Consider the following 21,370-nt stretch of genomic DNA (forward strand, 5'->3'; position numbering starts at 1 on the left):
AAAACTCCGGGAACAAGTATAGTCTCTGGCCAACGTAGCCCAGTCCGTTCAGTATCATAGCTTTTATGAGCCTTGAATGCTCCAGGTTGTGGTTTCTCTTCTTAGGAAGCCTATCATCGATCAGATCAGCGATGTCTAACTGGTCGAATACGCCTGAAACTAAACCTAGATGATCTAGTGGAAGAGTTCTTATCTCCATAGATGCTACCCCTAAAAAACGCATATAACGGGATATTTAATAAATCTTTGCTATAAATTATAGGGAAAATGTTTGGAAATTAGACCGTTAGTGCGGAACGACGGCTAAAAAGCATCGCGGCGGGAAGTGGTCCCCGCCGCCCTCTGGAGAAACGAGCGCCCTCGCGGGCCGCCTTCTCTCGGCCGATCGTCCGGGGCGTTATGACCCGCGAGGGCGACGCCGACATCCTGACGGAGTCATCGGATCAGATGAGCCCGATGGACCTCACGAATCAGGAGGATCGAGGGGCCGCGGAGGCGATCGGCGGGGAAGCGGCCGCCCCTCGCCCGGCGCCGCCCGCCGTCCCCTTGTGAAAGAGAGGATTGTCGGCGAGCAGGTACTGATACTATGAGGAGAGACCCAGGCCAACTGCTTTCGGCTCCAACAATCCCGAAAACTTTTCTTTTGACGCAACCCCTGAGCGTTCACCCTCTAATCATTCTCCTCATCATCCATTATCTGATCGAGCTTGTCGAGGAGGGGGAGGACCTCATTCTGAAGGATATCCCAAATTATCTCCTCGTCCAGGCTGAAGTACCGATGAACGGAGATATCCCTCAGACCTGCGATCTTACGCCACTGAACCTCAGGATAGCGCTTCCTTGAATGAGGCGGGACCTGCTTGGCCGCCTCACCCAGGACTACGAGGTTGTAAACGACGGCATCATGGACGACTTCATCTGAAGCGAACAGGTCAAAGTCCAGGTTCTCTGCATACCGCAAAAGCTTCCTGCAGGAGATCTGCATATCCTCAAGATAGAGCCTGTAGTCCCTGGACATATCGGGCCTCGCTCTCGATCCGCGCCTTCAACCCCGGCCGGATAGACCTCCTGGTGACGAGATCGACAGGGCGGCCCAGAAGATCCTCCAGGAAGAACTTCAGATCCATGTAGCCGTTGAAGGTGGCAGGACCGGCAAACTCCACCAGGATGTCCAGGTCGCTCTCCGGCCGGGCCTCGTCCCTGGCGGCGGACCCGAAGATGGCAAGGCTCTTCACCCCCATCTTGAGCAGATCATCCCTGCGGGCTTCCAGGATCTGGAGGATCTCGGACCTTCTCATGGTTACTCAGAGATTATTAAGCAGTTCTCAATATAAAGGGCTTTTGAAGCCTAAAGGGCTTTTGAGGCCTCGACCCTCGATCTCTTTGGACCAGAATGCGTGATCTTTCTTCAAAAAACGAATGGTCCTGAGTCCCGGCTTCGATGACCCCCACCCACCGAGGCCGGGGGATCCCTCGCCTACCCCTCCGCCCCTTCACCCCTTCAACTCTTCCAGGTACTCGAGGGTCCTCTTCTTCATCTCGCGAGCCTCGTTACCGGTGGGGTCGAGGAGGATCGCCTGGTCGAAGGACTCCACCGCCTCCTCGTACCTCTCAAGCCCCAGAAGCGCGATCCCCCTCACCATCCATCCTGGGACGAAGTCGGGCATCGATTCGATGAGCTCCTCGGCGAGGTCTACGACGGCGTCGTACCTCTTCAGCTTCGAGAGGGGTCCGAGCTTGTTGAACTTGTAGCTCGACTCCTCCGGCTCGAGGGTCAGGAGGAAGTCGAGGAAGTCTATCGCCGCCTGATAATCCCCCCGGTCGTATATCGCCCCCGCCAGGTCGTTCCACTCATCGGGGTCCCTGAGGGCTGGGGCCTTCTCGACCCCCTGCCGATACGCCTCCACTGCCTCGTCGATCCTGTCGAGGTTTCGAAGGGTCATCACCTTCGAGATCCAGCCCCGAATGTGATCCGGCCTTGCTTCGATGGCTCTATCGAAGAACTCCAACGCTCCCTCGTCGTCGTTCTTGAGGGAGGATATCCCGCCAAGGAGGTCCAGCAGCTCCGGGTTGGAGGGGTCGAGGTCGACGGCCCTCTCGGCGCTCGCCTGGCCCTCATCGAGCCTTCCCGCCCCCAGGTACGCCACCGCCAGCTTATACCACGCCTCGACGTCGGAGGGGTCTATATCGACGAAGTCCTTGAAGAACTCCACCGCCTCCTCGAACCTGTCCGTATGCATCAGGAAGATGCCATCTTCAAACCTCTTCTCTGCCATCTTATATCCGCCTCCGGCGACGGGATCCCTTGGCCGCAAGGGGCCGGGCGGGCCAGCCTCTTACCCGCCTACGGGCCCTACCGGTCTATCGGCGTCATCGATTCTGTAGAACTCTGTCGATCCGGCCTTCCGCCCTTCAAACGGCTCGGATCTGGCCCCATATTATAAAAACCTCTTTCCCTCGTCGGTCCGTCATACAGTCCCCATCCCGGCATCTATGATGGAGACCCCTCATCTATCGGCCCGGCCACCACCCAGGCGAAGGCGTCCAGGATGAAACCCTCGCCGAAGGCGGCGTCCCCAGACGACGGCCCGTCCATAGGCCGCCTCGCCCTCTTCTTCACCACCTCCATCGGTGGCTCCGGGAACGGCTCCGAAAGGTCCCGGTATGCCTCGACTATCCTCTCGATCTCTCCCTCGTCGACGAGGCCGATCCGATCGATCAAAATCACCTGCCTCTGGAACCTTTCGATCGCCTCTTTGGGGAGGTTCTCGATGAAGGGGATCGCCCCCCTGGAGCCCACGATCCTCCCATCACCGTCTATCCCGTTCTGGTAAAGGGCGATGATGGAGTTCCCTGGAAGGTGCCCCTTCGATTCATCGCCGCATATAAGGAGGAACCGGATGTTGGAGTTTGCTATGATGTTGGCGACGATCTTCTCGACCCCCAGGTTCTCCGTCTTGCAGGGGCCCCAGATCGCCGACCTCTCCGCCTTCAAGTGGCTTGCGAGGGTCACCACCGCTATCCGTGATTCGGGATCTTCAAGCCTATAATCTCCCCTTATCGGAGGCCAGCTAGAGGGGTCATAAGGCCCATTCTTCCCCTCGCCGTCCCGATCTTCTTCTGCTGAATCGAAGCTGCCTTCGCCGGTCATCGCCTCCTCCTGGGATCTACTGGCCCACTATGGATCTACTGGTTTAAATGGTTTGACTGCTGTCGAGGGACAACTTTGCAGACACGAACGTTATATACGAAAAAGGAGAAGCTGATACTAATTTGCGAAGTTCGTATACCAGGAGAGCTGGAGGGTTCGCGATTGACCGAGGAAGAGGCTGAATAAAATATGGCATCTTACGAGGATAGGATCCTCAAGGCAATAAGGGAGTCTGAGGTCGGCCTCACCACCGTCGACGTAGCAAAGCAGGCGGGGGTGAGCAAGACCACTGCCATAAAGTACCTTTCAGTCCTGAAGTCTGAAGGCAAATGCAAGTTTGTGGAGGTAGGCCCCTCCAAGCTCTGGAGGGTGGCCGAGGCCGATGAGGCAGCTGTATCTGGGGAAGATCAAGAGCCTTCCGAGCTCTTCGAGGCCCGCCCCGGGAGGGAAGAAGAGATCCCTCCTGATATTTCCACCTTGAACCTATCGATAGTCGCCGAGCTTGAAGAGATTTCAGACGACGTCACCATCTCGATGTCATTCAAGGTCAAACCTGAGAAGGTGGGTGCTATCATGAAACTCTTGAAGAGATCCTCAGAATAGAAAGAGCCGCGGCGGAGATCCTCCGGGGCGAACTGGAAGCCTCGAAAGTACGAGATGGAACCGTCGAAAATTAGACTTATATATGATACGTGTTAACAACTGACTCCGGAGATCGTGGATGCAAGATAAGCGCATACCGTTGGAGATCCATAAATTCTTCCAGGTTGAAGAGGGGCAATCCCTCCTCATCAAGGGGCTGCCTGGGACCGGAAAGACGACCCTAGCTCTGGAGATCATGAACTGCGTGTGCCGGAAGATGAACGGCATGTACATCTCCACCAGGGTAAACCCCCTCCGGATATACTCCATCTTCTCCTGGATAGAGGAGATAATCCCCTCGAGCAACGTCATCAACGCCACCCAGAAGATGCTCCTCGAGAGCCTCAAGAACGTAGGTCAGGAGGGGTCGAACTACGAGGTGGTGCTGGACTTCTTCAAGGCGTTCCTCGACCAGGCCGAGGATATGGACGATCCCATGATCGTCATCGACAGCTGGGACGCCGTCATAAACTATACAGCCCACATCCTCGGCGACGCTCAGCACAGCCTTGAGCAGAACATCTGTGAGTTCGCTCGGGACATGGGGATCCATCTTATTTTCGTCAGCGAGTCGGCAGACCTGTTGCCCCTAGACTACATCGTCGACGGCGTCATCACCCTCAAGAACGTCAGGATGGCGGGCCACTCCACCGGGGATGGGCGCTATGAAGGGATGATGACCAGGTACTCCCGGGAGATAGAGCTGGAGAAGTTGAGATCTGTAGAGATAAAGCAGAAGATCTACACCTGCACCCTCCACGAGGGAAGGTTCCGCTACTTCGAGCCGTCCACCGAGAATATAAGCCCCAGGATCAGCATAGTCAGCGACGGCGACCGGATAGCCGACCCCGCCGACGACTCCATCTCCACGGGAATCGCCGACTTCGACAAGATCACCGGCGGGCTGAAGCTGGGGTCCTGCAACGTCCTGGAGATCGATCAGGGCGTCGGCAAAAGGTATTATCAGGTCCTGACCGCCCTCGCCTCCAACTCCGTCAAGAACGGCAGGGCGGTCCACATCGTTCCGTCCATCGGCTACCAGCTCACCCCCAGGGACGTCTTCGTCCCCTCCAACGTTATGGTACTGGAGCCGGGGAGCGACCGAGACCACTGGTACGAGATGCTCTTTAAGAACTGGGACCTCCTGAAGGAGAAGACGGGAAGGCCTATCCTCAACGTCATGGGCCTCGACTCCATGGAGTTCGCCTTCGGCTACGAGAGGATGCTCAACGCCAGCAGCCGGATGTTCCAGAAGTGGAAGGAGACGAGCGACGTCAACGTGGTGGTGGTGAAGTCCGGCCAGAAGAGCATCAGAATGACTTCTCACATAGCAGACACATATTTCGTCATCAAGGAGCTTAACGGAGGGCTCTGCGTCTACGGCCTCGTCCCCAGGACCGAGCCCCACTACATCGTCTGGGACGAGAGGGGAAACATCAGGCTGATCCCCATAGTCTGACGGCGGCGATGGGACCTCTTATATCCCCAATCCCCATCTCATACCCAGCGCTCTCCCCCATCCGAAATCTCCTTCTTCCATATGGGAGCCCGCCTCTTCAGCTCCTCCAGGACATATTCGCAACCTTCGAAGGCCGCCTGCCGGTGGCCTGCGGCGCAGACTATCAGGACTATCGGGTCGCCCACCGAGAGATGACCCACCCTGTGGACGACGTCGACGGAGATCAGGTCGAAGCTCTCCATCGCCTCGTCCCGTATCCTCTCCAGCTCCTCCAGGGCAGCCTCCCGGTAGGCCTCCACCTCCATCCCCCGGATGCCGTCGTCTCTGACGGTCCCAAGGAAGGATACGACCGCGCCGGCATCGATCCGTCTCGCTCTTTGGACCATCTCTTCGATGGAAAATTCTTCGTCAGCGATCTCTATCAAACTTCCACCCGCCGGCGATCCCTACAGAGGAGGGGGAGGAAATCACCACCTTCTCCCTCGGTCCCCGGGCCGCCTCTCAAAGGACGGTCCAGGCAGGACCCCTCCGTCTGATGAGCCGGCTCTTCTCCCCGGCGATGCCGCGTGGACAGGAAAATGCCGTCACCGTCATCTCTTCGCCCTCAACTTCTCGATCTCTTCTCCGCCTTTGATCCTCATGACGTAGGTCCCGTAGCAGGGCTTGGTGAAGGGGATGATCACATCCTCCCCCTCTACTCCGACGAAAAGCGGAGGGACCCCGATGAGGAAGGTGTCGAAGATCCTGTATCCGGGGGGAACCTCGATCACTTCCTTGAAGTTGTTTTTTATGTACTCTCTCGCCTCCTTGAAAGAGCACTGGGAGAGGAGGACCTCGTACTTCAGCTCATCGATGCAGCTCAATCTATCACCTCGTCTATCAGCTTCTTCAGGGGTGCAGGGTTATGGACTGCCTTGGCCACCAGCTTTATGCAGTCGAACTCCACCGTCTCGGCCAGATCTTCTGCTCCCCTCCCGAATAAGAGGAGGTAGAGCTCCGCCTTCGAGATGTAGCTGACCGTCCCGGCGTAGGCGATCCCTGCGTCGCTGTGGGCGAAGGCGAAGCAGAGGTCAAAGTCCGTCTTCCCCTCCGAGATGGAGGCGATGCACCGGTCGATGTTCATCGTCTCGCCGAGGTAGTGGCCCTCAGGATCGGCGAGCTTCGCGAGCTTTAGGGCGGCGCCGGTTCCCGCCACCACCACATCGTCCCCTCTCATCCTCAGCCTGAACGATAAATAGAGGGCTATGCTCGTCTGGACCGGGACCTCGGGGCAGCCCAGGAGGATGAGGACCCTCCTGCCTGATCCGGTCACAGGCGCCATTTCACCAGAGCTTTCCATGATCATCCCATCGGCGGAAAGCATACTTAAACCTCTCTTTTTGTGGAGAGAGCCTTCCGAGAGGTCCATCGCCTTTCTGAAGCTTAAATCTCCTGGACCTATGAAGATCCCGCGCAGGCTTCTAGCCGCCTACCACCGCCGGGAAGAGGGCCACCTCGTCCCCCTCCGAGAGGTGGGTCTGCGGACCCTTCAGGGTGAGGAAGTGCCTTCCGTTGACCATGACGTTCACGTCCTCTCTCACCTGGCCGGAGGAGTCGAAGATCTGATCTCTGAGGTCGGAAGAGATCGATGCCAGGGTTTCCAATAGGTCTGAGACTGTAGAGCCGGCGGCGAGGTCGACTTTCATCTCCAACCCCAGGGGGTCGCGGAACCTCCCGAAGGCCTTCACCATTATCATCGTATATCTCCTGCCTTCTCTTTTATCCGGTCCATATCTCCAGCCATCTCCTTTATCCGGGCCAGGGCGAGGAGGGCGTCCCTCCTCTTCAGGTCCCTCATCTCTTCAGCAAGGAACCTCCTGAACCCCTCTTCGTCCGCCTCGTCGAGCTCCTCCGCCGCCTCCAAGATTCGGTCGTAGCTCCTCTGGGGGAAGTAGAGGGACGATGCCGCCGCGAGGATCGAAGCCGCGGCCTCGTCTCTGATGTATCCCCCCTTCCGGGCGGCTCTGACGTTATCCCTGATATTGACCAGGGGCTCGGATAGCGGTCGGTAGCTGATGGGATCGAAGATGAGGGCCACCTCGTCGTCGGAGATGATCACCCCATCCCGGTAGAGCCGGTAGATCTCCCCGACCCCCTCCATCCCGAAGGGCTCCAGCTCCGCGGCCCGGAGCGCCCCCATGCTGGAGGCGCCGACGACAAAGACCCCCATCTCCAGGACGGCGAGGACCTCCTTGTGGCCGACGGCGCTATCCTGGAAGAATACTCCGTCGATGATCCCGATGATCCGGGCTCCTTCCTCCGCCGCCCTGAAGACGTCGCCCCTCCGAGCGGGGGGCCTGTAGTCGGCGGAGAGGACCCCTTCTGCCGTGGCCCTATCGACGCTGGGCCCGAGAAAGACTACGATGTCTCTTGACCTCATCTCTCCACCTGCGACCCCGGCGGTCCGGGTCTACGGCGCTCATCTCAAGGCCCGGGACGATCACCCTCACCACGGGGACGCCGATCTCTTCCCGGGTGAGGTCGACGACGATCGCCCTCTCCATCCCCGCCTCTTTCAGCCGTTTCAGCATCAAGTGGATGTCGTCGAGGAAGTCCTCGCTGTCCTGAGACCTGATATCGGAGAATAGCTCTCTATCGGAGTCAGCGAACCAGTGCCTGTTGAGCCGCTTCGTCCTCTCGTAGCCGATCTCCCTCCTGAAGTCCGCCGTAGTCGTATCCTCCCTCGCCCCGTGGATCTGGGTGAGCCTCGATTGGGCGACCTCCGTCAGGGCCCTGAGGACGGCGACCTCGGCGGAGGTGTGGGTCCCCATCCCGATGGTGAGGAGGGCGGGATCCTTCAGCCTCAGGTCGTCGGAGGCGGCGGCTATGGTGGGGATCCCGACGTCGCTGGTGATATCTTTTATTCTGACCTCCACCTCGGCCCGGGCGAACTTCTCCAGGAGGTCGGCCGCCAGGCCGTCTTCGACGTCGCTGACCAGGGGACCGGTATCCTTCACCGCCTCTGCCAGGGACCAGGCGTCCCTCTCGATCACCTCCGAGAGGCCGTGGAAGACCGCCTCCTCCAGGACGTTCCCCGAGGCGAGGCCGTTGGTGTTCGTCCTGAAGAGCTGGGGGTACTCCATCGGCAGGGGGTGGAAGACAGCGCTCGCCGGGACCATCACCTCCTCTTGCCCCATCAGATCGTAGCCCAAGACCCAAGGGATCGCCAATTCGGGGTCCGCCTCTTGGGGGAGGGCGAGAGATCTGGGGCCGACGGCTTCGGCCTCCGCCTTCAGCATCGAGAAGGACTCGACCCGGAGCTTTCGGTCGTGGACCTCGGCGGAGTACCGCTCTATCCCCTCCATCATAGCCGAGACCCTTGCCTCGGCGGGGGTGGCGCCCTTGCCGTTGTAGACGGAGATCGCCCCCTTATCCGCCCCAGGCCTGATGCTGGAGAAGACCGGGATCCCGATCCTGTCGAGGTTGGTGATATCCGCTACCCTGGTGATTCCCGCCAGCTCCATCTTGGGCGCTATCCTTTCCAGGGTCTCCTCCGGAGAGAAGGCCCGATGGGTGTCGGTCTTGTACTTCTTTATGCATGACCTGAGGATCATCCGAGATCAACTCTTGAGGTTTTGGGAGTTAGCCGTTTTTGATGGGGTCTCTTCTGCGTTATCATCTAGCATTCGATCGTTCATTCCGCCAGAGGGCGACCCCTGGCCTCATGGAGTTGATCTCTCTGCCCCTAAATACATGTCGGGTTTTTGCCGTTGGAGATGGGGACCTACGGACAAAAGAAGGGTCCAAGAAAGATCCAGTAGACGAGGAGGTTTGCGGCCGTCAGGGGTGCCCCCACCTTTGTAAAGTCGGTGAAGGTGATGACGGCGCCCTTCCTTTCGCCGTTCTGGACGATGATGACGTTCGACGCCGCCCCGATGATCGTGAGGTTCCCGGCGATCGTCGACCCCGCGGCGAGGGCCATCATCCCCAGGACGGAACCGTCGAAGGCCGAGAGGAGGGGGAGGTAGAGGGCGACAAAGGGGACGTTGGATATAAATTGGCTGAGGAGGGCGCTCGTCGCGAGGATGACCGGGACCGATGTCGGATCGAGGCCAGAGCCGTGCAGCGCCCCCTGGAAGAAGCCTCCGTTCCAGACGCTCTCCATCAGGACGAACATCGAGGCGAAGAAGACGAGGGTCCGCCAGTCGACCTTCCTTGCGACCTCGACCCTCCGGGGGCTCGCGAGGAAGATGGGGAGGGCGGAGATGAGGGCGATCTCCGTCAGCCCGAAGGGGGAGCCGAAGCCGAGAGAGACGGATACGATCTTTACTGCTATGAGGGCCACCACCAGGAAGAGGGAGATCCTGGAGAGGTGGGCGAGGTGACGATCGACCACGTACTCCCGGCCGTGGTTTAGGACCCGATCCCCAAACTCCCTCCAATAAAAGATCCTCAGAGCCCCATAGGCGAGGAGGAGGTTTGCGACGGTGGGGAGGGCCAGGTATCGCAAGAAGGTGACGAAGGGGTTTGGGATGCCGTCGCCCAGAGCTATCAAGAGGTTCTGGGGGTTTCCGATGGGGCTTGCGACGGACCCGATCGTCACCCCGAAGGCGAGGGATAGGAGGAGGAGCTTCGCCGATATCTCGTACTTCCTCGCGAAGTGGATGAGGAGGGAGGTTCCCACGATGGCGAGGGTGTCGTTCATCAGGAGCGCAGAGAGGATGCCGGCGCCAAAGAGGATCGCGAGGACGAGCTCGTCGACGTTCCTCGCCCGTCTGAAGAACCGGCTGGCGAGGCTCGCGAGGTAGCCGCTCTCCTCCAGGGCCACTCCAACGACGAACATCCCGGCCAGAAAGAGGATCACGTCGATGTTGATCGACCTGGCGGCGTCGGCGGGGGATATAGAGCCCGAGATGAGGACGGCGACGGCCCCGCCGAACATGATCTGCCAGATCATCACCCTCGTTCGCAGAAGCTGCCTTCCCGCGATGGCTATGAGTACCGCCGCCAGAACCGCGAGGGAGAAGTTCCCGGAGGGCGAGATCGCCTGATATAGGATTTGGGGGTCGTACATGGAGGATGGCAGCTCTCTAGCTTTATTTCGGGGCCCGGCGGCTAATATTCGGTGGCGCTACCTGAACCGATCGGGAATATATACGCCTTTCTCTCGGGATGAGAGCACCCGCCGATCACTTCCTCCAGCCGACGGTGGCGTCGGGGATGCTGTCGACCTCCGAGAAGTAGGGCTTGATGTCCAGAAGCGGCGTCCCCTCCAGGGCGTCGAGACCCCGGACCCGAAGCCTCCCGCCGACAACGCCGAGGAGCTCGACGACCCCAAGGCCGATGGGATTGGGCCGGTTCGGCGACCTCGTCGCGAAGACGCCGTGCTCTTTGCCGTCGTGGGGTGGGAAGGCCTTGAGCATCTTTCTATCGGCCCGGTCGAGCCAGTAGAGGAGGAAGAGGTGGGTGCACCCCTCGACGTCGGTGAGCCCCGCAAGGAACTCCTCGAAGACCTCCACCTCGCATATCTCCTCGGAATGCCTACCCTGGAAGGGGGCCTCGGCCCTGGTCTTGAAGGGGGAGTGGATTACGCCGATCTGTTTGAGGTTCATGGCGAGGGTTTTGGTTGCGGAGGGAAAAAAGGGCTTCGGAGGGGGGTGGCGAAGTGCGATGCAGGCCAATCAGACCTCTGTCCAGCATGACGACGACAGTTTGAAGATCAGACATAAGCGGTGGGATATATCATCTATCTGCAAATCAAAAATATTATATTATTTTTCGTTTTCCATATCATCTAAATCAGTGTGATTTTCTTTGGTTGCATCTAACTCCTTTCTTGTCTTCAAGGATGCTTGTCTACAGGCCTCTGCAACACTTTCTAAGATCTTTGGGTCGAAGGATGTTGCTCGTGCAAGATTTGCTAAGGTTTCTTGTCTAATATAGGACTTACGCAGTTAGCGTGGCTGAGACATTATAATTTAGATATTTTATATATTCTTTTATAGCATTTCGAATGACACTTTGCTTGCTCTCGAAACAGCTTCGAGCAGTTCTGATTCTTTCGACTTCTAATCTCAGAAATGCTCTTATTGAGAACAGTATATGTGTCCTCTGGGATTTCCCATTCCGCGCTTGACATCGTTCTACGCCACAAAACTGTTTTATTCCGTGATGATACTCTTCTATTTTCCAAGATCTTTTTGCCAGCTCTTTTCGATCTGGTTCTTCCATGTCGATCAAGTCAGTTGCCCAATGTTCTTCGTCACCGTCTTTGGAAACTATCCGGAACACTTTGACAAATCCATAACCCTTCAGGTGGACATTTCTACCATCTGAAGGAATGTCTATTGTTGAGATCTGAACGTTTTTTGTTTTATCGGGATTTACCAGTCGATTTTTCTTGAGTCGAGTTAGCCAATGCCACCCATGGCCACGGATTTTTTTGAGATTATCTAAGCTGGAATACCAACTGTCGAACAGAACGAAATCAGGTCGGAAGCCTCGTTCCTTTGCTTTTTCCAACATGTCCTGGAGGTGATCGTTCTTGGTCTTTCCATCATTGCAGTTGTCATAGATCCGAAAATCAACAGGAATTACGGAATTTCCATCTGTCCATACCAATGTAGTAATATTGATCCCATTAACAACACTATGATGCTTCTCACTATATTGTCGGTAAACTAAATCCATCTTTTTTGCATAAGGCTTGTCTAAAGTGGTATCGTCCACGATTAAGATCCCTTCACCAGGCCGAACGAGATGTGATGATTCGATCCACAATGCCTCCGTATCTGGCGGCCATCTTTGTAGAAGTCGAGTAAATGCATCGTGGGAGGGTGAATCTGACCCCTCCGGATAACATCGAGCTGCTTCGGTACACGTAAAAACGTTGGCAGCAGCCATCAGAAAGTGGATATAGTCCAGGTCGCAACACTTGGGTGGATTCAATTTTATACGTCACCTCATATTTGTGTTTGTATTTGGATGGACCGAATCATCTAAATATCTTCCGTCAACTGCGTAAGTCCTATCAAAATAAGAGTTTCACAAAGTGGCGTAAATGTCCAGATCAGGTCTCGCTTTCCTTGGATTCTTATCGACGGCTTCACCGTACTATAATGGTATCCCCCACAGAGGATACCACTTCTCCAGATCCTTCTCGATCGGTAGCTCCCCCTCCATCACCGCCCGGAGCCGAAACTCCTGGGAGTTGTCCCTCTCATGCCCTTTTTTGGGGACGAAGGGGTAGTAGGCCCCGCCTTTGAAGCTGTATATCCAATAGACGGGGCCTTCCCTCCCGAGGAAGCCGTAGAGGGCGCAGAGGAGCTGCTCGCCGAAGCCGTGGTCGGTCATCGTCGTGCTGACCAGGTGGACCGTCGCCACCAGGTCGTCGAAGTCGGTGTCCTCCAGGACGACCCAGAGGTACCGGTACTCGTCCTTCTCCAGCTTGAAGCTCGTCCCCGTCTCAGCGGAGCTGTAACGGAGGAGCTCCTCGATCTCGGACCTGGCAGCTTCGTACCTCGACGACTCGATGGGCTTTAAGCAGATCCCGGCCTTCCCCGCCGGCGAGAGACCGAGGTTGGCCTGGAGGGTGATGCTGGCCGTCGATATGGCGAAGAGCCGGTCGAGCTTCGACTTCGGCAGCGTGCTCTTTCCCAGGATCGCATCCAAGATCTTTAGCCTCATATCCGCCTCACCACAACCTCAACTGACCTCATCTAAACTCGACCTCACCTAAACCTCAACACGACATAAGCTCAGGATCTCCCCAGTTCCTTTCCTATCCTCTCCAGGGCTGCGATCCTCTTCTCCACGGGGGGGTGGGTGGAGAGGAGGTTCATCAGCGACGAGCCGGAGACGGCGGGGATTATGAAGAAGGCGTTCATCCCCTCCGCCTTCCGCAGGTCCTCCTTCGGTATCCGGGGCATCACCCCGCTGATCTTCATCAGGGCCGAGGCGAGGTTTGAGGGCTGGCCGGTGATGACGGCGGCGCCCCGGTCGGCGGCAAACTCCCGGTAGCGGGAGAGGGACCTTATCAAGAGGCTGCTTATGATCCAGACGGCGACGGAGACTAAGAAGGCCGCAGCGACCCCGCCCTTCCCCCGGCTGGAGCCTGCGCCCCCGAAGAAGAAGGAGTACCGAACGATGAAGAAGGCGACGGTGGAGAGGAAGCTTGCTATCGTCATCACCATAACGTCCCGGTTCTTGACGTGGGTCAGCTCGTGGGCGAGGACCGCCTCCAGCTCCGCCGCCGAGAGCTGACGCATGATGCCGGTGGTCACCGCCACCACGGAGTTATTCGGGCTTCTGCCGGTGGCGAAGGCGTTGGGCATCGGGGTGTTTACGACGGCTATCCGGGGCTTGGGCAGGTCCGCCATGGCGCAGAGCCTTGATACCGTCTGGTGGAGCTGCGGCTCCTCCGTCTCGGAGACGATCCTGGCGCCCATGGACTTGAGGACGAGCCTGTCGGAGAAGAAGTACTGGAGGAGCATGAATGCGCTTATGAAGACGAGCATCGTCACCATCCCGGCGCCCTGGCTCGCCAGGACCGCGAGGAAGGCGAGATAAACGAGGACGAGGAGGAACATGGTGAAGAGCATCCTCGCCTCCAGTCCCCTATCGTGCTGCCATTTTCTTTTCATGATCTATTCGCACCTTCTGTGAAGCTTGATCCCTTGGCTGCTCGAGGCTACGCTGATATATCCAAAGTTGATCGATCCCGACCTGGCCTACCGCCAAGGAGCCCCCAGCCCTTCCGCCCCCTCATCCCTCCACCAATTTAGAGTTCACCTGGCGGCTTTTGCCGGAGATGTCGACCTTCGCCCGCTCCGTCACCGTGGTGTTCCCCGGGACTGCCACCACCAGCTCCCGCAGGAGGTTACCCCCGCCGTCCTCTAAGACGACGTTGGCCGTCCCCTCAGCGTCCCCGGAGTTTGCGAGGGTGATGGTGCAGTCGGCGTACCAACCATCTTTCAGGTTCCAGCCTATCCTCACCTCGAACTCCTCCAGCCGGATATCGGCGGTCCCCTTCCCGACCTCTGCCGCCGGCTCCGATCCCAGGACCGAGGGGGGGAGCCAGCCAGCGAAGCTCGCCGTCCATTCGGGGTCGGCGGGTGGGCTATCCGCCAGCATCTCCCGCCAGGCCTCGTCGGTGAGCCTCTCGTCCATAGGCTGCAAAAACTCGTAGTAGCTGTAGACCGGCCCCGCAGCCAGGCGGATTTCGCCGTCGGGGTCCTCGAAGGCGACGACGGCTAGCCTCACGTATCCGACCGCCTCCTCCAGGACGAGGCCGGAGTTGGCGTCGGTATGGACGTCGGCGACGATCGTCGTCTTCTTCGATCTATCGTCTACCCCCTCCAGGAGCCCGTTCAGAGCCTCCCCGAAGTCGCCGATGAAGGCCACCTCCTCCACCGTCAGCCGCCTCCCTGCAAGCTGCGCCCTCGATATCTCCTCCAGCTTTGTCAGGATCGTCTCCAGCCTCTCCAGTCTCCTCTGGGAGAGGTCGTCGAGAAGGCCCGCCGCCTCCAGTCCCTCCCGGTTCATCGTCGCGAGGATGAGGAGCCGCCTATATAATTCGGGGACGGGCTCGACGAACCCTATCTGGGCCTCGGGCTCCTCGGGGGGCATGGAGATCGCCCGGAGGGTGTAGCTCTGCTTAGCGTAGAGGATGGTGTCGTGGCGTAGCTCCGTCCAGGAGGCGAGGGCGGTCGTCAGGGCCTTATCCTCCCAGGCCACCGTCCTCATGAAGGCGGGGCTTCCGGGGTCGGGCTCTTCGAGCGGCGGCCTCAGGGCGTAGAGCCACGACCAGTAGAGGTTCTTCTGCCAGTCGTCTTCCTTCAGGGTCCCGAACTCTTCTTCAAGCTCCCCCCGCCGTATCGAGTAGTCGGTGTAGCTAGAGTCCTCCAGAGCGTCCAGGATCTCGTCGGCCCGGACCGATCCCAGGACCCCCATGATGTCGAGCCCCCGGGGGAAGTGGCGTCCGTAGGAGCCCCAGGTGAAGGGGTCGCCCTCCCCGGTGAAGCCGCCGACGTTGGGGATCACCAGCTTCTGGAATATGTACGAGTCGGGGACGAATCTCTGCCCCATGAACCGCAGGCCCGCCGTCGCCGCCAGGCACTCGTCCGCCTGCTCGGGGGTGAAGGGGGGCTCGATCATGCAGGCAGGGGAGTCGATCCCAGTTCCGCCGAAGATCCGGGGCGGCCTCTCCGCCGCAAGGGTCGCCTTCAGGAGGGAGAGGTCTTCGGCGGATAGGTCCTGGGCCGGGACAGAGCCGAAGAGCCCGTCGATGGCTTCGTTGTACTCATAAGGGCCGAGGTCGTCGGCGAAGCCGACGTAAAACGATGTGATGTCGTAGATCCTCTCCCACCGCCCCTTGGAGTCGGGGTCTTCGAGGAGATTTCTTGCTATCATGCTCGCTGCCAGGGTCTGGATCCGGGCCTCCTCCTCGGAGACTATGCATCCGCCTTCGCATCCCTTGAGGAGAAATCCCATCCTCCCGTACCAGACCATCGCCTGGAAGTAGTTCTTCAGCCGCTCGGATCGGGTGTAGTGGCCCCGGGGCCTGTACTGGGAGTAGTCCTCGTCATAGCCGAATACCGGCGACTTTGAGAACCCGGACTGGCCCTCGATCAGGGCCAGCTCTGCTGCGACCTCTCCCTCCACCAGGGCCGGTATCTCAAAGCTCCTCTCCTCCAGCTCCTCGGGGGTGAAGTAAGGGTAGGACCCCTCAAAGCTCCTCTCGTCGCACTCCCGGCCGCCTCCCGGGCAGAGCTGGTCTGCCGTAGGCGAAAGGAGGCCCAGCGCCACCGAGAAGAAGGCGACGTTCATCTTCGCCGCCTTCTTCGCCTCGCCGGATGACGCCTCGTAGTCGGCCTGGGACCTGGCCAGCATATCTTCGGTGATAGACCAGAGGTCGTCGTAAAAGTGCTCCTCTTCTATCCCCCGGAGCGTCTCGCCGAACTGGATGTGGTATGCGTGGAGGAGGGAGTCGACGGACACATAGATGGGAACCTCAATCCTCTTCAGGATCTTGTACGGCGCCGTCATATCGTCCCGGCGCGGGGAGAAGGGGTCATCGATCACCACAAAGCCGTTCTCTTCGATCCGATGGACCTCTTCAGGGCTCAGGGGCACCTTGGAGGCGAAATCCTCGTAATTATCGATATCTTCTGTCGAAAGAGGAAGCTTGTACCCGGAAGCGTCCTGTTCCACGCCACCAACTCCATGAGATAGAGTCATGATCGAGATAACACCCACCGCTACAGCAAACCAGATCCTCAGGGCTCGCCTCTCTGCGAAGATCGTGTCCATGATAACCCCCATTTCCATAAAACTACAGGTCCAAATTATATGAAGGTTTTTGAGGTTTATGGGAGGTCTAGGGCGGATAAAAGCTGGAACGGCTTCACACCGCCCGCTTCACGCCGCTCCCTTGGTCGGATCGTCATCGCCTGCCCCTCTCAGACCTCAGACCGCGAAGGAACTTCTCTGCCTCCTTCTTATGCCCCTTCATCTTCTCTTCGCCGATCCGGTCGAGCTGGGATGCCAGGACTCTCGTCCTGGGGTTATCTTTGAAGACCTCCCGATGAAGGTCGAGAAACCGCCAGAATAGGCCGTCCCAGACCTTCTGCCACTCCCCTGCCGGATAGTCCCCCATCCTCCGGATGTAAGCTGAGCCGCTTATGTAGGGCTTCGTGGTGATGAGCCCACCGTCGGCGTATGTGGACATCCCGTAGACGTTGGGGATCATCGCCCAGTCGCAGGAGTCGATGAATATCTCCATAAACCACCGATAGACCTCGGCGGGGTCGATCTCGACGAGGTTCATGAAGTTTGTGAGGACCATCAGCCTCTCGATATGATGGGTGTAGGCGTGATCCAGCGCCCGGGATACGACCCGGTCCACCGGCAGGACTCCTGTCGTCCCATTGTATAGAGATGGCGGGATCTTCTCGTGGTGGCCCCAGAAGTTCTATCTCCTCTCTTTCTCCCCTTCGAGGAGGTAGACCGCCCTCATGAACTCGCGCCATCCGATGATCTGCCGGATGAAACCCTCCAAGGAGTTGATGGGGACGGCGGCCTTCCTGGCGTGGTCTAGGGTCCTATCCAGAACCTCCCGGGGTGTGAGAAGGCCGGTGTTGAGGGAGGAAGAGAGGAGGGAGAGGAATAGGAAGGGGTCGTCGGCCCCCATGGCGTCCTCGTAGTCGCCGAAGTGGGCAAGCCTCTTCTCCAGGAAGTCCCTGAGCCAGAGCTCCGCCTCTTCATGGGTAGTAGGATAGTTGAACCCTTCCACTGAGCCGGGATTTTCTGAGAATTTCTCTTCGACGTACCCCTTCGCCTCCCGGACGTGGCGGCTCTCTTCGAGGGCCGGGAGCGGCGGTATCTCCTGATCCTCCGGAAGACGCTTCCGGTTCTCGGAGTCATAGCTCCACCTTCCGCCGACGGGCCTTCCGTCTTTCATGAGGATATCGAGCCTCCGCCTCTGTTGGCGGTAAAAGGGGGCCATAGAGCGGCGATCAGTCCCCCGGAAGAACTCCTCGACGACGGAGCTCGGCGTCAGAAATCCCGGGGATTCGTCGACCTCGACTCTGACCGGAAGCACCTTGGCCCCCTCAAAGAGGGACGATCTCAGGGGGTGGTCGACGATCTCCGCGGCCCTCACTGCCTTTATCCCCCGGTCTCTAAGGGCGGCGAAGAGGTCCGATAGGGTCTCTTCAGGCCTGTTCTCCAGGTATTCGACCTGTAGTCCCATCCCCTCCAGCATCTCTCTATAATGCTTGAGGGATGCCCTCAGGAGGAGGAGCTTTTTTTTGTGGAACCTGAACTCGGAGAAGAATCGATCCTCTTCAACGAGAAATGCCACCGATACCTCCGGGTCTCGAAGGGACGGATGGTCCCGGAAGAGGTGGTCGGGAAATATTATCGCTCCTTTAGCTCCTTTTTCGCTCATCTCCATCTCATTTAAGCTGAAGGCATCTAGACCTTCTGCCTTTATTCTAGGGATCTTCAGGGATTAACCTGTTCCTTCGACCAAAAACTCTTCAATATCTTTTTAAATATGGAACAACATTGATCTGTATATGGCAGAGCCTGTGAGGATCTCCGACATCTACCTCTACCTCCGATGTCCGCGGCTCGTCTACTTCCAGGCGATGGGGAGGAGGGTCTGGCCGGAGGCGGCGAACCTCTCAAACCTCCTGATGAGGGAGGTGGCCCTCTCCCTATCGGAGTTCGAGCCGGAAGGGGGAGCAGACCTGGAGGCCTTCCTCCGGGAGAGCCTAGAGAGGGCCAAATTCGAGCTTCCAACGATCTTTCGCGATGAGATCAACCCCGCCGACCTCCTCGCCGCGGCGGAGGCTGTCGGTGAGGTGGTGGGAGATCTCGGATCGAAGCTATCGCCGAATCTCGGCCTCCTCAGCCCCTCCGAGGTGGACCTCGAGCTCCGGTCAGACCGGCTCGGCCTCTCCGGGAGGGTCGACCGGGTCGTATCGAGGGGGAAGGGGGACGGGACGAAAGGGAGGGAATTGATCCCATCGATGATAAAGACCGACCGCCCTCCCGAGAACGGCGTCTGGCGGAGCGACCGGCTCCGGCTCACAGGGTACGCCATCCTCCTGGAAGACCGGATGAACCTCCGGATCGATCGCGGGCTGGTGGAGTACCCCTGGGCCGGAGAGGTCCGGGAGGTGGAGCTTCGCAGCTCCGACCGGAGGAGGGTCCTTCGGATCCGGGACCGGGTGAGGGCAATCAACGGCGGAAAGCTCCCCGACCGGCCCCGGGACGCTCCGTGCACCGGCTGTCCCGTCCTCGACTCCTGCGAGACGAGGGCGACCCTCGCCTCCAAGTTCTTCTGATCCAGAAGCGTTATATCCCAAAGGAGCGGAAGGTCGGAACATGTTCGCAAAGAGGCACGTCATCTCGATGCGGGAGTTCTCCCGGGACGAGATCGACTCCGTCCTCGACCTCGCCGAGTCCCTGGAGCCCAGCGCCCGAGGCGGGAGGTGCGAGGCGCTCAGAGGGAAGATCCTCGCCCTCCTCTTCTTCGAGCCGTCCACCAGAACTCGCCTCTCTTTCGAGACGGCGATGATGCGCCTCGGCGGCAAGACCCTCAACCTCGGCCCCGCCGAGGGGTCGGCGATGGCCAAAGGTGAATCCCTCGCCGACACCATTAGGGTGATAGGCGCCTACGCCGACGCCCTGGTCATCCGCCACCCCAAAGAGGGATCGGCCCGTCTCGCCTCCCAGTTCTCGCCAGTGCCGGTCCTCAACGCCGGGGACGGCGCAGGCCACCACCCCACCCAGACCCTCCTCGACCTCTACACCATAAGGAAGGAGAGCAGCCTCGACGATCTCAAGATCGCCCTCGTCGGCGACCTGAAGTACGGGAGGACCGTCCACTCCCTCGCCTACGCCCTGGCGCTCTACGGTGCAGAGATAACCCTGGTATCGCCCCCGACTCTGGAGATGCCGGACCGGATCAAGGCGGACCTGGCGGGGAACGGGACGATCGTCCGCGAAACCCACGCCCTCGACGACGTCCTCGGTGAGGTGGACGTCCTCTACATCACCAGGATCCAGAAGGAGAGGTTCCCGGACCCCTATGAGTACCAGAAGGTAGCCAGAAGCTACAGGATCGGGACTGAGAATCTGGAGGGTGCGAGGGACCGGCTTATAATCATGCACCCTCTCCCCAGGGTCGACGAGATCAAGCCGGAGGTGGACGAGACCCGCCACGCCGTATACTTCAGGCAGTCCTTCTACGGCGTACCGGTGAGGATGGCGCTTCTCAAGATGCTGGTGGGTGATGGGCTTGAATGACGACGAGATGAAGCTGAGGGTGACCCCCATCGGAAACGGGACGGTCATCGACCACATCCCCGCGGGCCAGGCGCTCAACGTCCTCAAGATCCTGGGGATAGATCGGACGACGGAGGCGACGATAAGCGTCCTGATGAACGTAGCCAGCCGCAGGTCGGGGAGGAAGGACGTAGTCAAGGTGGAGGACCGGGAGCTCAAAGAGGAAGAGGTCAACAAGATCTCCCTCATCGCCCCTGGGGCGACGATCAACATAATCCGAGACAGGAAGGTCGTCGAGAAGCGGACCGTCGATATCCCGGACCTGATCGTGGGGGTTTTGAGGTGTCCTAACCCCTCATGCATATCCAACACCAGCGAGCCGATCAAGTCCCATCTCCTCGTAAAAAGCAAAAACCCCGTGGTCCTCAGGTGCGTCTACTGCGAGCAGACGATCGTGGAGAATATAGCAGACTACTTAATATAGGAGGCTGAAAGCCCCCCAGCTGATTACCCTTTCAAGGACGGAGTTTGAGATGACGGTAAAAGACGGCGATTTCATCAAGGTAGATTACACCGAGAGCGTAGACGGGCGGGTGATATCCACCACGAACCGGGATGTGGCCATGGAGAACGACATATACGAGGATGGCGTCGATTACGGGCCCGCCCTCATAGTGATCGGGTCCGGGGACGTGGTGGAGGGGTTCAAAGACGAGCTGATAGGAAAAGAGATCGGAAGCTCCGGGAGCGTGGAGGTCCCCCCCGAGAAGGCCTACGGCATCCGGGACCCCGAGAATGTCGAGCTGATACCCCTCACCAAGTTCAAGGGGGAGAGGCCTGAGATCGGGTTGAGGGTCTCGGTAGATGGGAAGATGGGAACCCTGACTCGGATCATCGGGAGGAAGGCGAGGATCGACTACAACCACATCCTCGCCGACAAGGTCGTAAAGTACGATTACACCATCGACGAGCGGATCGAAGAGCGGCAGGAGAAGCTTGCAGGCCTCATCAAGATCTTCGCCAAGATCGACCTGAAGGCCGAGGTTCTGGAGGGGGACGTCGCCGAGATCGACTCCCCCTGGGAGATGAGCTACTACAAGGAGTGGCCGATGATAAGGCGGGGGGTAGCTGAGATGGCCATGAGGCTCCTCGACCTCAAAGAGGTCCGGTACATCGAGAGCCACAAGATCACCCCCACCGTAACCTCGCAGCTGGTGTCGCCCCCCTCCAAGTCCGGGGAGGAGGAGGGGGCGATAGATGACGGTTCAGAAGAGGATCGAAAGCAGGCAGAAGAGTAGCTGAACTTCCGGGGGATGGGCGTCCCTCGCCTGCAAGCCTCTGGC

General features: G+C 58.9%; 25 protein-coding genes. 6 read left to right on the plus strand and 19 right to left on the minus strand.

All coding sequences use genetic code 11. The features are described from left to right. The 5 genes from P0O24_RS08255 to P0O24_RS08275 all read right to left on the minus strand — a co-directional run. Positions 1-199 (minus strand): DUF4277 domain-containing protein (locus tag P0O24_RS08255; RefSeq protein WP_316969274.1); only part of this gene is annotated, 199 nt, incomplete at its 3' end. Positions 200-670: 471 nt separating this feature from the next. Further along, the gene (locus P0O24_RS08260; protein WP_316969275.1) at positions 671-1,018 is read right to left on the minus strand and encodes a HepT-like ribonuclease domain-containing protein; all 348 of its coding nucleotides are present in this window, start codon (positions 1,016-1,018) and stop codon (positions 671-673) included. Further along, complete coding sequence (locus tag P0O24_RS08265; protein ID WP_316969276.1) at positions 990-1,298, minus strand: nucleotidyltransferase family protein; 309 nt, start codon at positions 1,296-1,298, stop codon at positions 990-992. The genes P0O24_RS08260 and P0O24_RS08265 overlap by 29 nt, the downstream gene beginning before the upstream one ends. 195 nt (positions 1,299-1,493) lie before the next feature. Then, complete coding sequence (locus P0O24_RS08270; protein ID WP_316969277.1) at positions 1,494-2,276, minus strand: tetratricopeptide repeat protein; 783 nt, start codon at positions 2,274-2,276, stop codon at positions 1,494-1,496. 215 nt (positions 2,277-2,491) lie between these two features. Continuing rightward, on the minus strand, positions 2,492-3,151 hold the full coding sequence (locus P0O24_RS08275) for a tetrahydromethanopterin S-methyltransferase subunit A (protein ID WP_316969278.1): 660 nt from the start codon (positions 3,149-3,151) through the stop codon (positions 2,492-2,494). A gap of 189 nt (positions 3,152-3,340) precedes the next feature. On the opposite strand from P0O24_RS08275, the gene P0O24_RS08280 reads away from it, so the two are divergent. Next, a complete protein-coding gene (locus P0O24_RS08280; RefSeq protein WP_316969279.1) occupies positions 3,341-3,754 on the plus strand; it encodes a FaeA/PapI family transcriptional regulator in 414 nt (137 codons plus the stop codon). A 118-nt stretch (positions 3,755-3,872) separates the two neighbouring features. After that, positions 3,873-5,252 carry an RAD55 family ATPase gene (locus tag P0O24_RS08285; protein WP_316969280.1) on the plus strand — a complete coding sequence of 460 codons (1,380 nt, stop codon included), beginning with the start codon at positions 3,873-3,875 and terminating at the stop codon, positions 5,250-5,252. Between the two features lie 38 nt (positions 5,253-5,290). Here P0O24_RS08285 and P0O24_RS08290 read toward each other — a convergent pair whose 3' ends face one another. The 14 genes from P0O24_RS08290 to P0O24_RS08355 all read right to left on the minus strand — a co-directional run bounded on the left by P0O24_RS08290 (position 5,291) and on the right by P0O24_RS08355 (position 18,180). After that, positions 5,291-5,677, minus strand: a complete 387-nt coding sequence (locus P0O24_RS08290) for a molybdenum cofactor biosynthesis protein MoaE (protein WP_316969281.1) — start codon at positions 5,675-5,677, stop codon at positions 5,291-5,293. Positions 5,678-5,842: 165 nt separating this feature from the next. Continuing rightward, the gene (locus P0O24_RS08295; RefSeq protein ID WP_316969282.1) at positions 5,843-6,115 is read right to left on the minus strand and encodes a DUF1894 domain-containing protein; all 273 of its coding nucleotides are present in this window, start codon (positions 6,113-6,115) and stop codon (positions 5,843-5,845) included. Next, the gene (locus P0O24_RS08300; RefSeq protein WP_316969283.1) at positions 6,112-6,615 is read right to left on the minus strand and encodes a DUF1890 domain-containing protein; all 504 of its coding nucleotides are present in this window, start codon (positions 6,613-6,615) and stop codon (positions 6,112-6,114) included. Before P0O24_RS08300 ends, P0O24_RS08295 begins: the two co-directional genes overlap by 4 nt. A gap of 97 nt (positions 6,616-6,712) precedes the next feature. Then, positions 6,713-6,988: a ubiquitin-like small modifier protein 1 gene (locus P0O24_RS08305; protein WP_316969284.1), complete on the minus strand. Its 276-nt coding sequence runs from the start codon at positions 6,986-6,988 to the stop codon at positions 6,713-6,715. Continuing rightward, positions 6,985-7,671 (minus strand): TfuA-related McrA-glycine thioamidation protein, encoded by a 687-nt coding sequence (locus P0O24_RS08310; protein WP_316969285.1) that lies wholly within the window; start codon positions 7,669-7,671, stop codon positions 6,985-6,987. The genes P0O24_RS08305 and P0O24_RS08310 overlap by 4 nt, the downstream gene beginning before the upstream one ends. Further along, entirely contained in the window at positions 7,625-8,845 is a 1,221-nt protein-coding gene (locus P0O24_RS08315) for a YcaO-related McrA-glycine thioamidation protein (protein ID WP_316969286.1), read from the minus strand. Before P0O24_RS08315 ends, P0O24_RS08310 begins: the two co-directional genes overlap by 47 nt. A 170-nt stretch (positions 8,846-9,015) precedes the next feature. Beyond that, positions 9,016-10,305: an ArsB/NhaD family transporter gene (locus tag P0O24_RS08320; protein ID WP_316969287.1), complete on the minus strand. Its 1,290-nt coding sequence runs from the start codon at positions 10,303-10,305 to the stop codon at positions 9,016-9,018. A 115-nt stretch (positions 10,306-10,420) separates the two neighbouring features. Then, positions 10,421-10,843: a tRNA (N6-threonylcarbamoyladenosine(37)-N6)-methyltransferase TrmO gene (gene tsaA / locus P0O24_RS08325; RefSeq protein WP_316969288.1), complete on the minus strand. Its 423-nt coding sequence runs from the start codon at positions 10,841-10,843 to the stop codon at positions 10,421-10,423. Between the two features lie 334 nt (positions 10,844-11,177). Beyond that, a complete protein-coding gene (locus P0O24_RS08330; protein WP_316969316.1) occupies positions 11,178-12,185 on the minus strand; it encodes an IS701 family transposase in 1,008 nt (335 codons plus the stop codon). 159 nt (positions 12,186-12,344) lie between these two features. Continuing rightward, positions 12,345-12,917, minus strand: coding sequence for a PspA-associated protein PspAB (gene pspAB / locus P0O24_RS08335; RefSeq protein ID WP_316969289.1), 573 nt, complete (start codon positions 12,915-12,917; stop codon positions 12,345-12,347). 71 nt (positions 12,918-12,988) lie between these two features. Next, positions 12,989-13,873 (minus strand): zinc metalloprotease HtpX, encoded by an 885-nt coding sequence (gene htpX / locus P0O24_RS08340; RefSeq protein ID WP_316969290.1) that lies wholly within the window; start codon positions 13,871-13,873, stop codon positions 12,989-12,991. Positions 13,874-13,994: 121 nt separating this feature from the next. Beyond that, positions 13,995-16,541, minus strand: coding sequence for a DUF3160 domain-containing protein (locus P0O24_RS08345; protein ID WP_316969291.1), 2,547 nt, complete (start codon positions 16,539-16,541; stop codon positions 13,995-13,997). A gap of 133 nt (positions 16,542-16,674) precedes the next feature. Continuing rightward, positions 16,675-17,136: a cryptochrome/photolyase family protein gene (locus P0O24_RS08350; RefSeq protein WP_316969292.1), complete on the minus strand. Its 462-nt coding sequence runs from the start codon at positions 17,134-17,136 to the stop codon at positions 16,675-16,677. 66 nt (positions 17,137-17,202) lie between these two features. After that, positions 17,203-18,180, minus strand: a complete 978-nt coding sequence (locus P0O24_RS08355) for a cryptochrome/photolyase family protein (RefSeq protein WP_316969293.1) — start codon at positions 18,178-18,180, stop codon at positions 17,203-17,205. 130 nt (positions 18,181-18,310) lie between these two features. Here P0O24_RS08355 and P0O24_RS08360 point away from each other — a divergent pair, with 130 nt between their 5' ends. From P0O24_RS08360 to P0O24_RS08375, 4 genes are read left to right on the plus strand one after another with little or no spacing between them, the layout of a single operon-like run. Next, positions 18,311-19,084, plus strand: coding sequence for a CRISPR-associated protein Cas4 (locus P0O24_RS08360; protein ID WP_316969294.1), 774 nt, complete (start codon positions 18,311-18,313; stop codon positions 19,082-19,084). Between the two features lie 40 nt (positions 19,085-19,124). Beyond that, entirely contained in the window at positions 19,125-20,048 is a 924-nt protein-coding gene (gene pyrB / locus P0O24_RS08365; protein WP_316969295.1) for an aspartate carbamoyltransferase, read from the plus strand. Further along, positions 20,035-20,511 (plus strand): aspartate carbamoyltransferase regulatory subunit, encoded by a 477-nt coding sequence (pyrI, locus tag P0O24_RS08370; protein ID WP_316969296.1) that lies wholly within the window; start codon positions 20,035-20,037, stop codon positions 20,509-20,511. Before pyrB ends, pyrI begins: the two co-directional genes overlap by 14 nt. A 49-nt stretch (positions 20,512-20,560) precedes the next feature. Beyond that, a complete protein-coding gene (locus tag P0O24_RS08375) occupies positions 20,561-21,325 on the plus strand; it encodes an FKBP-type peptidyl-prolyl cis-trans isomerase (protein ID WP_316969297.1) in 765 nt (254 codons plus the stop codon). Positions 21,326-21,370 lie beyond the last annotated feature (45 nt).

Source organism: Candidatus Methanocrinis alkalitolerans (genome assembly GCF_029167205.1).
In the GTDB taxonomy this organism is placed as follows: Archaea; Halobacteriota; Methanosarcinia; order Methanotrichales; family Methanotrichaceae; genus Methanocrinis; species Methanocrinis alkalitolerans.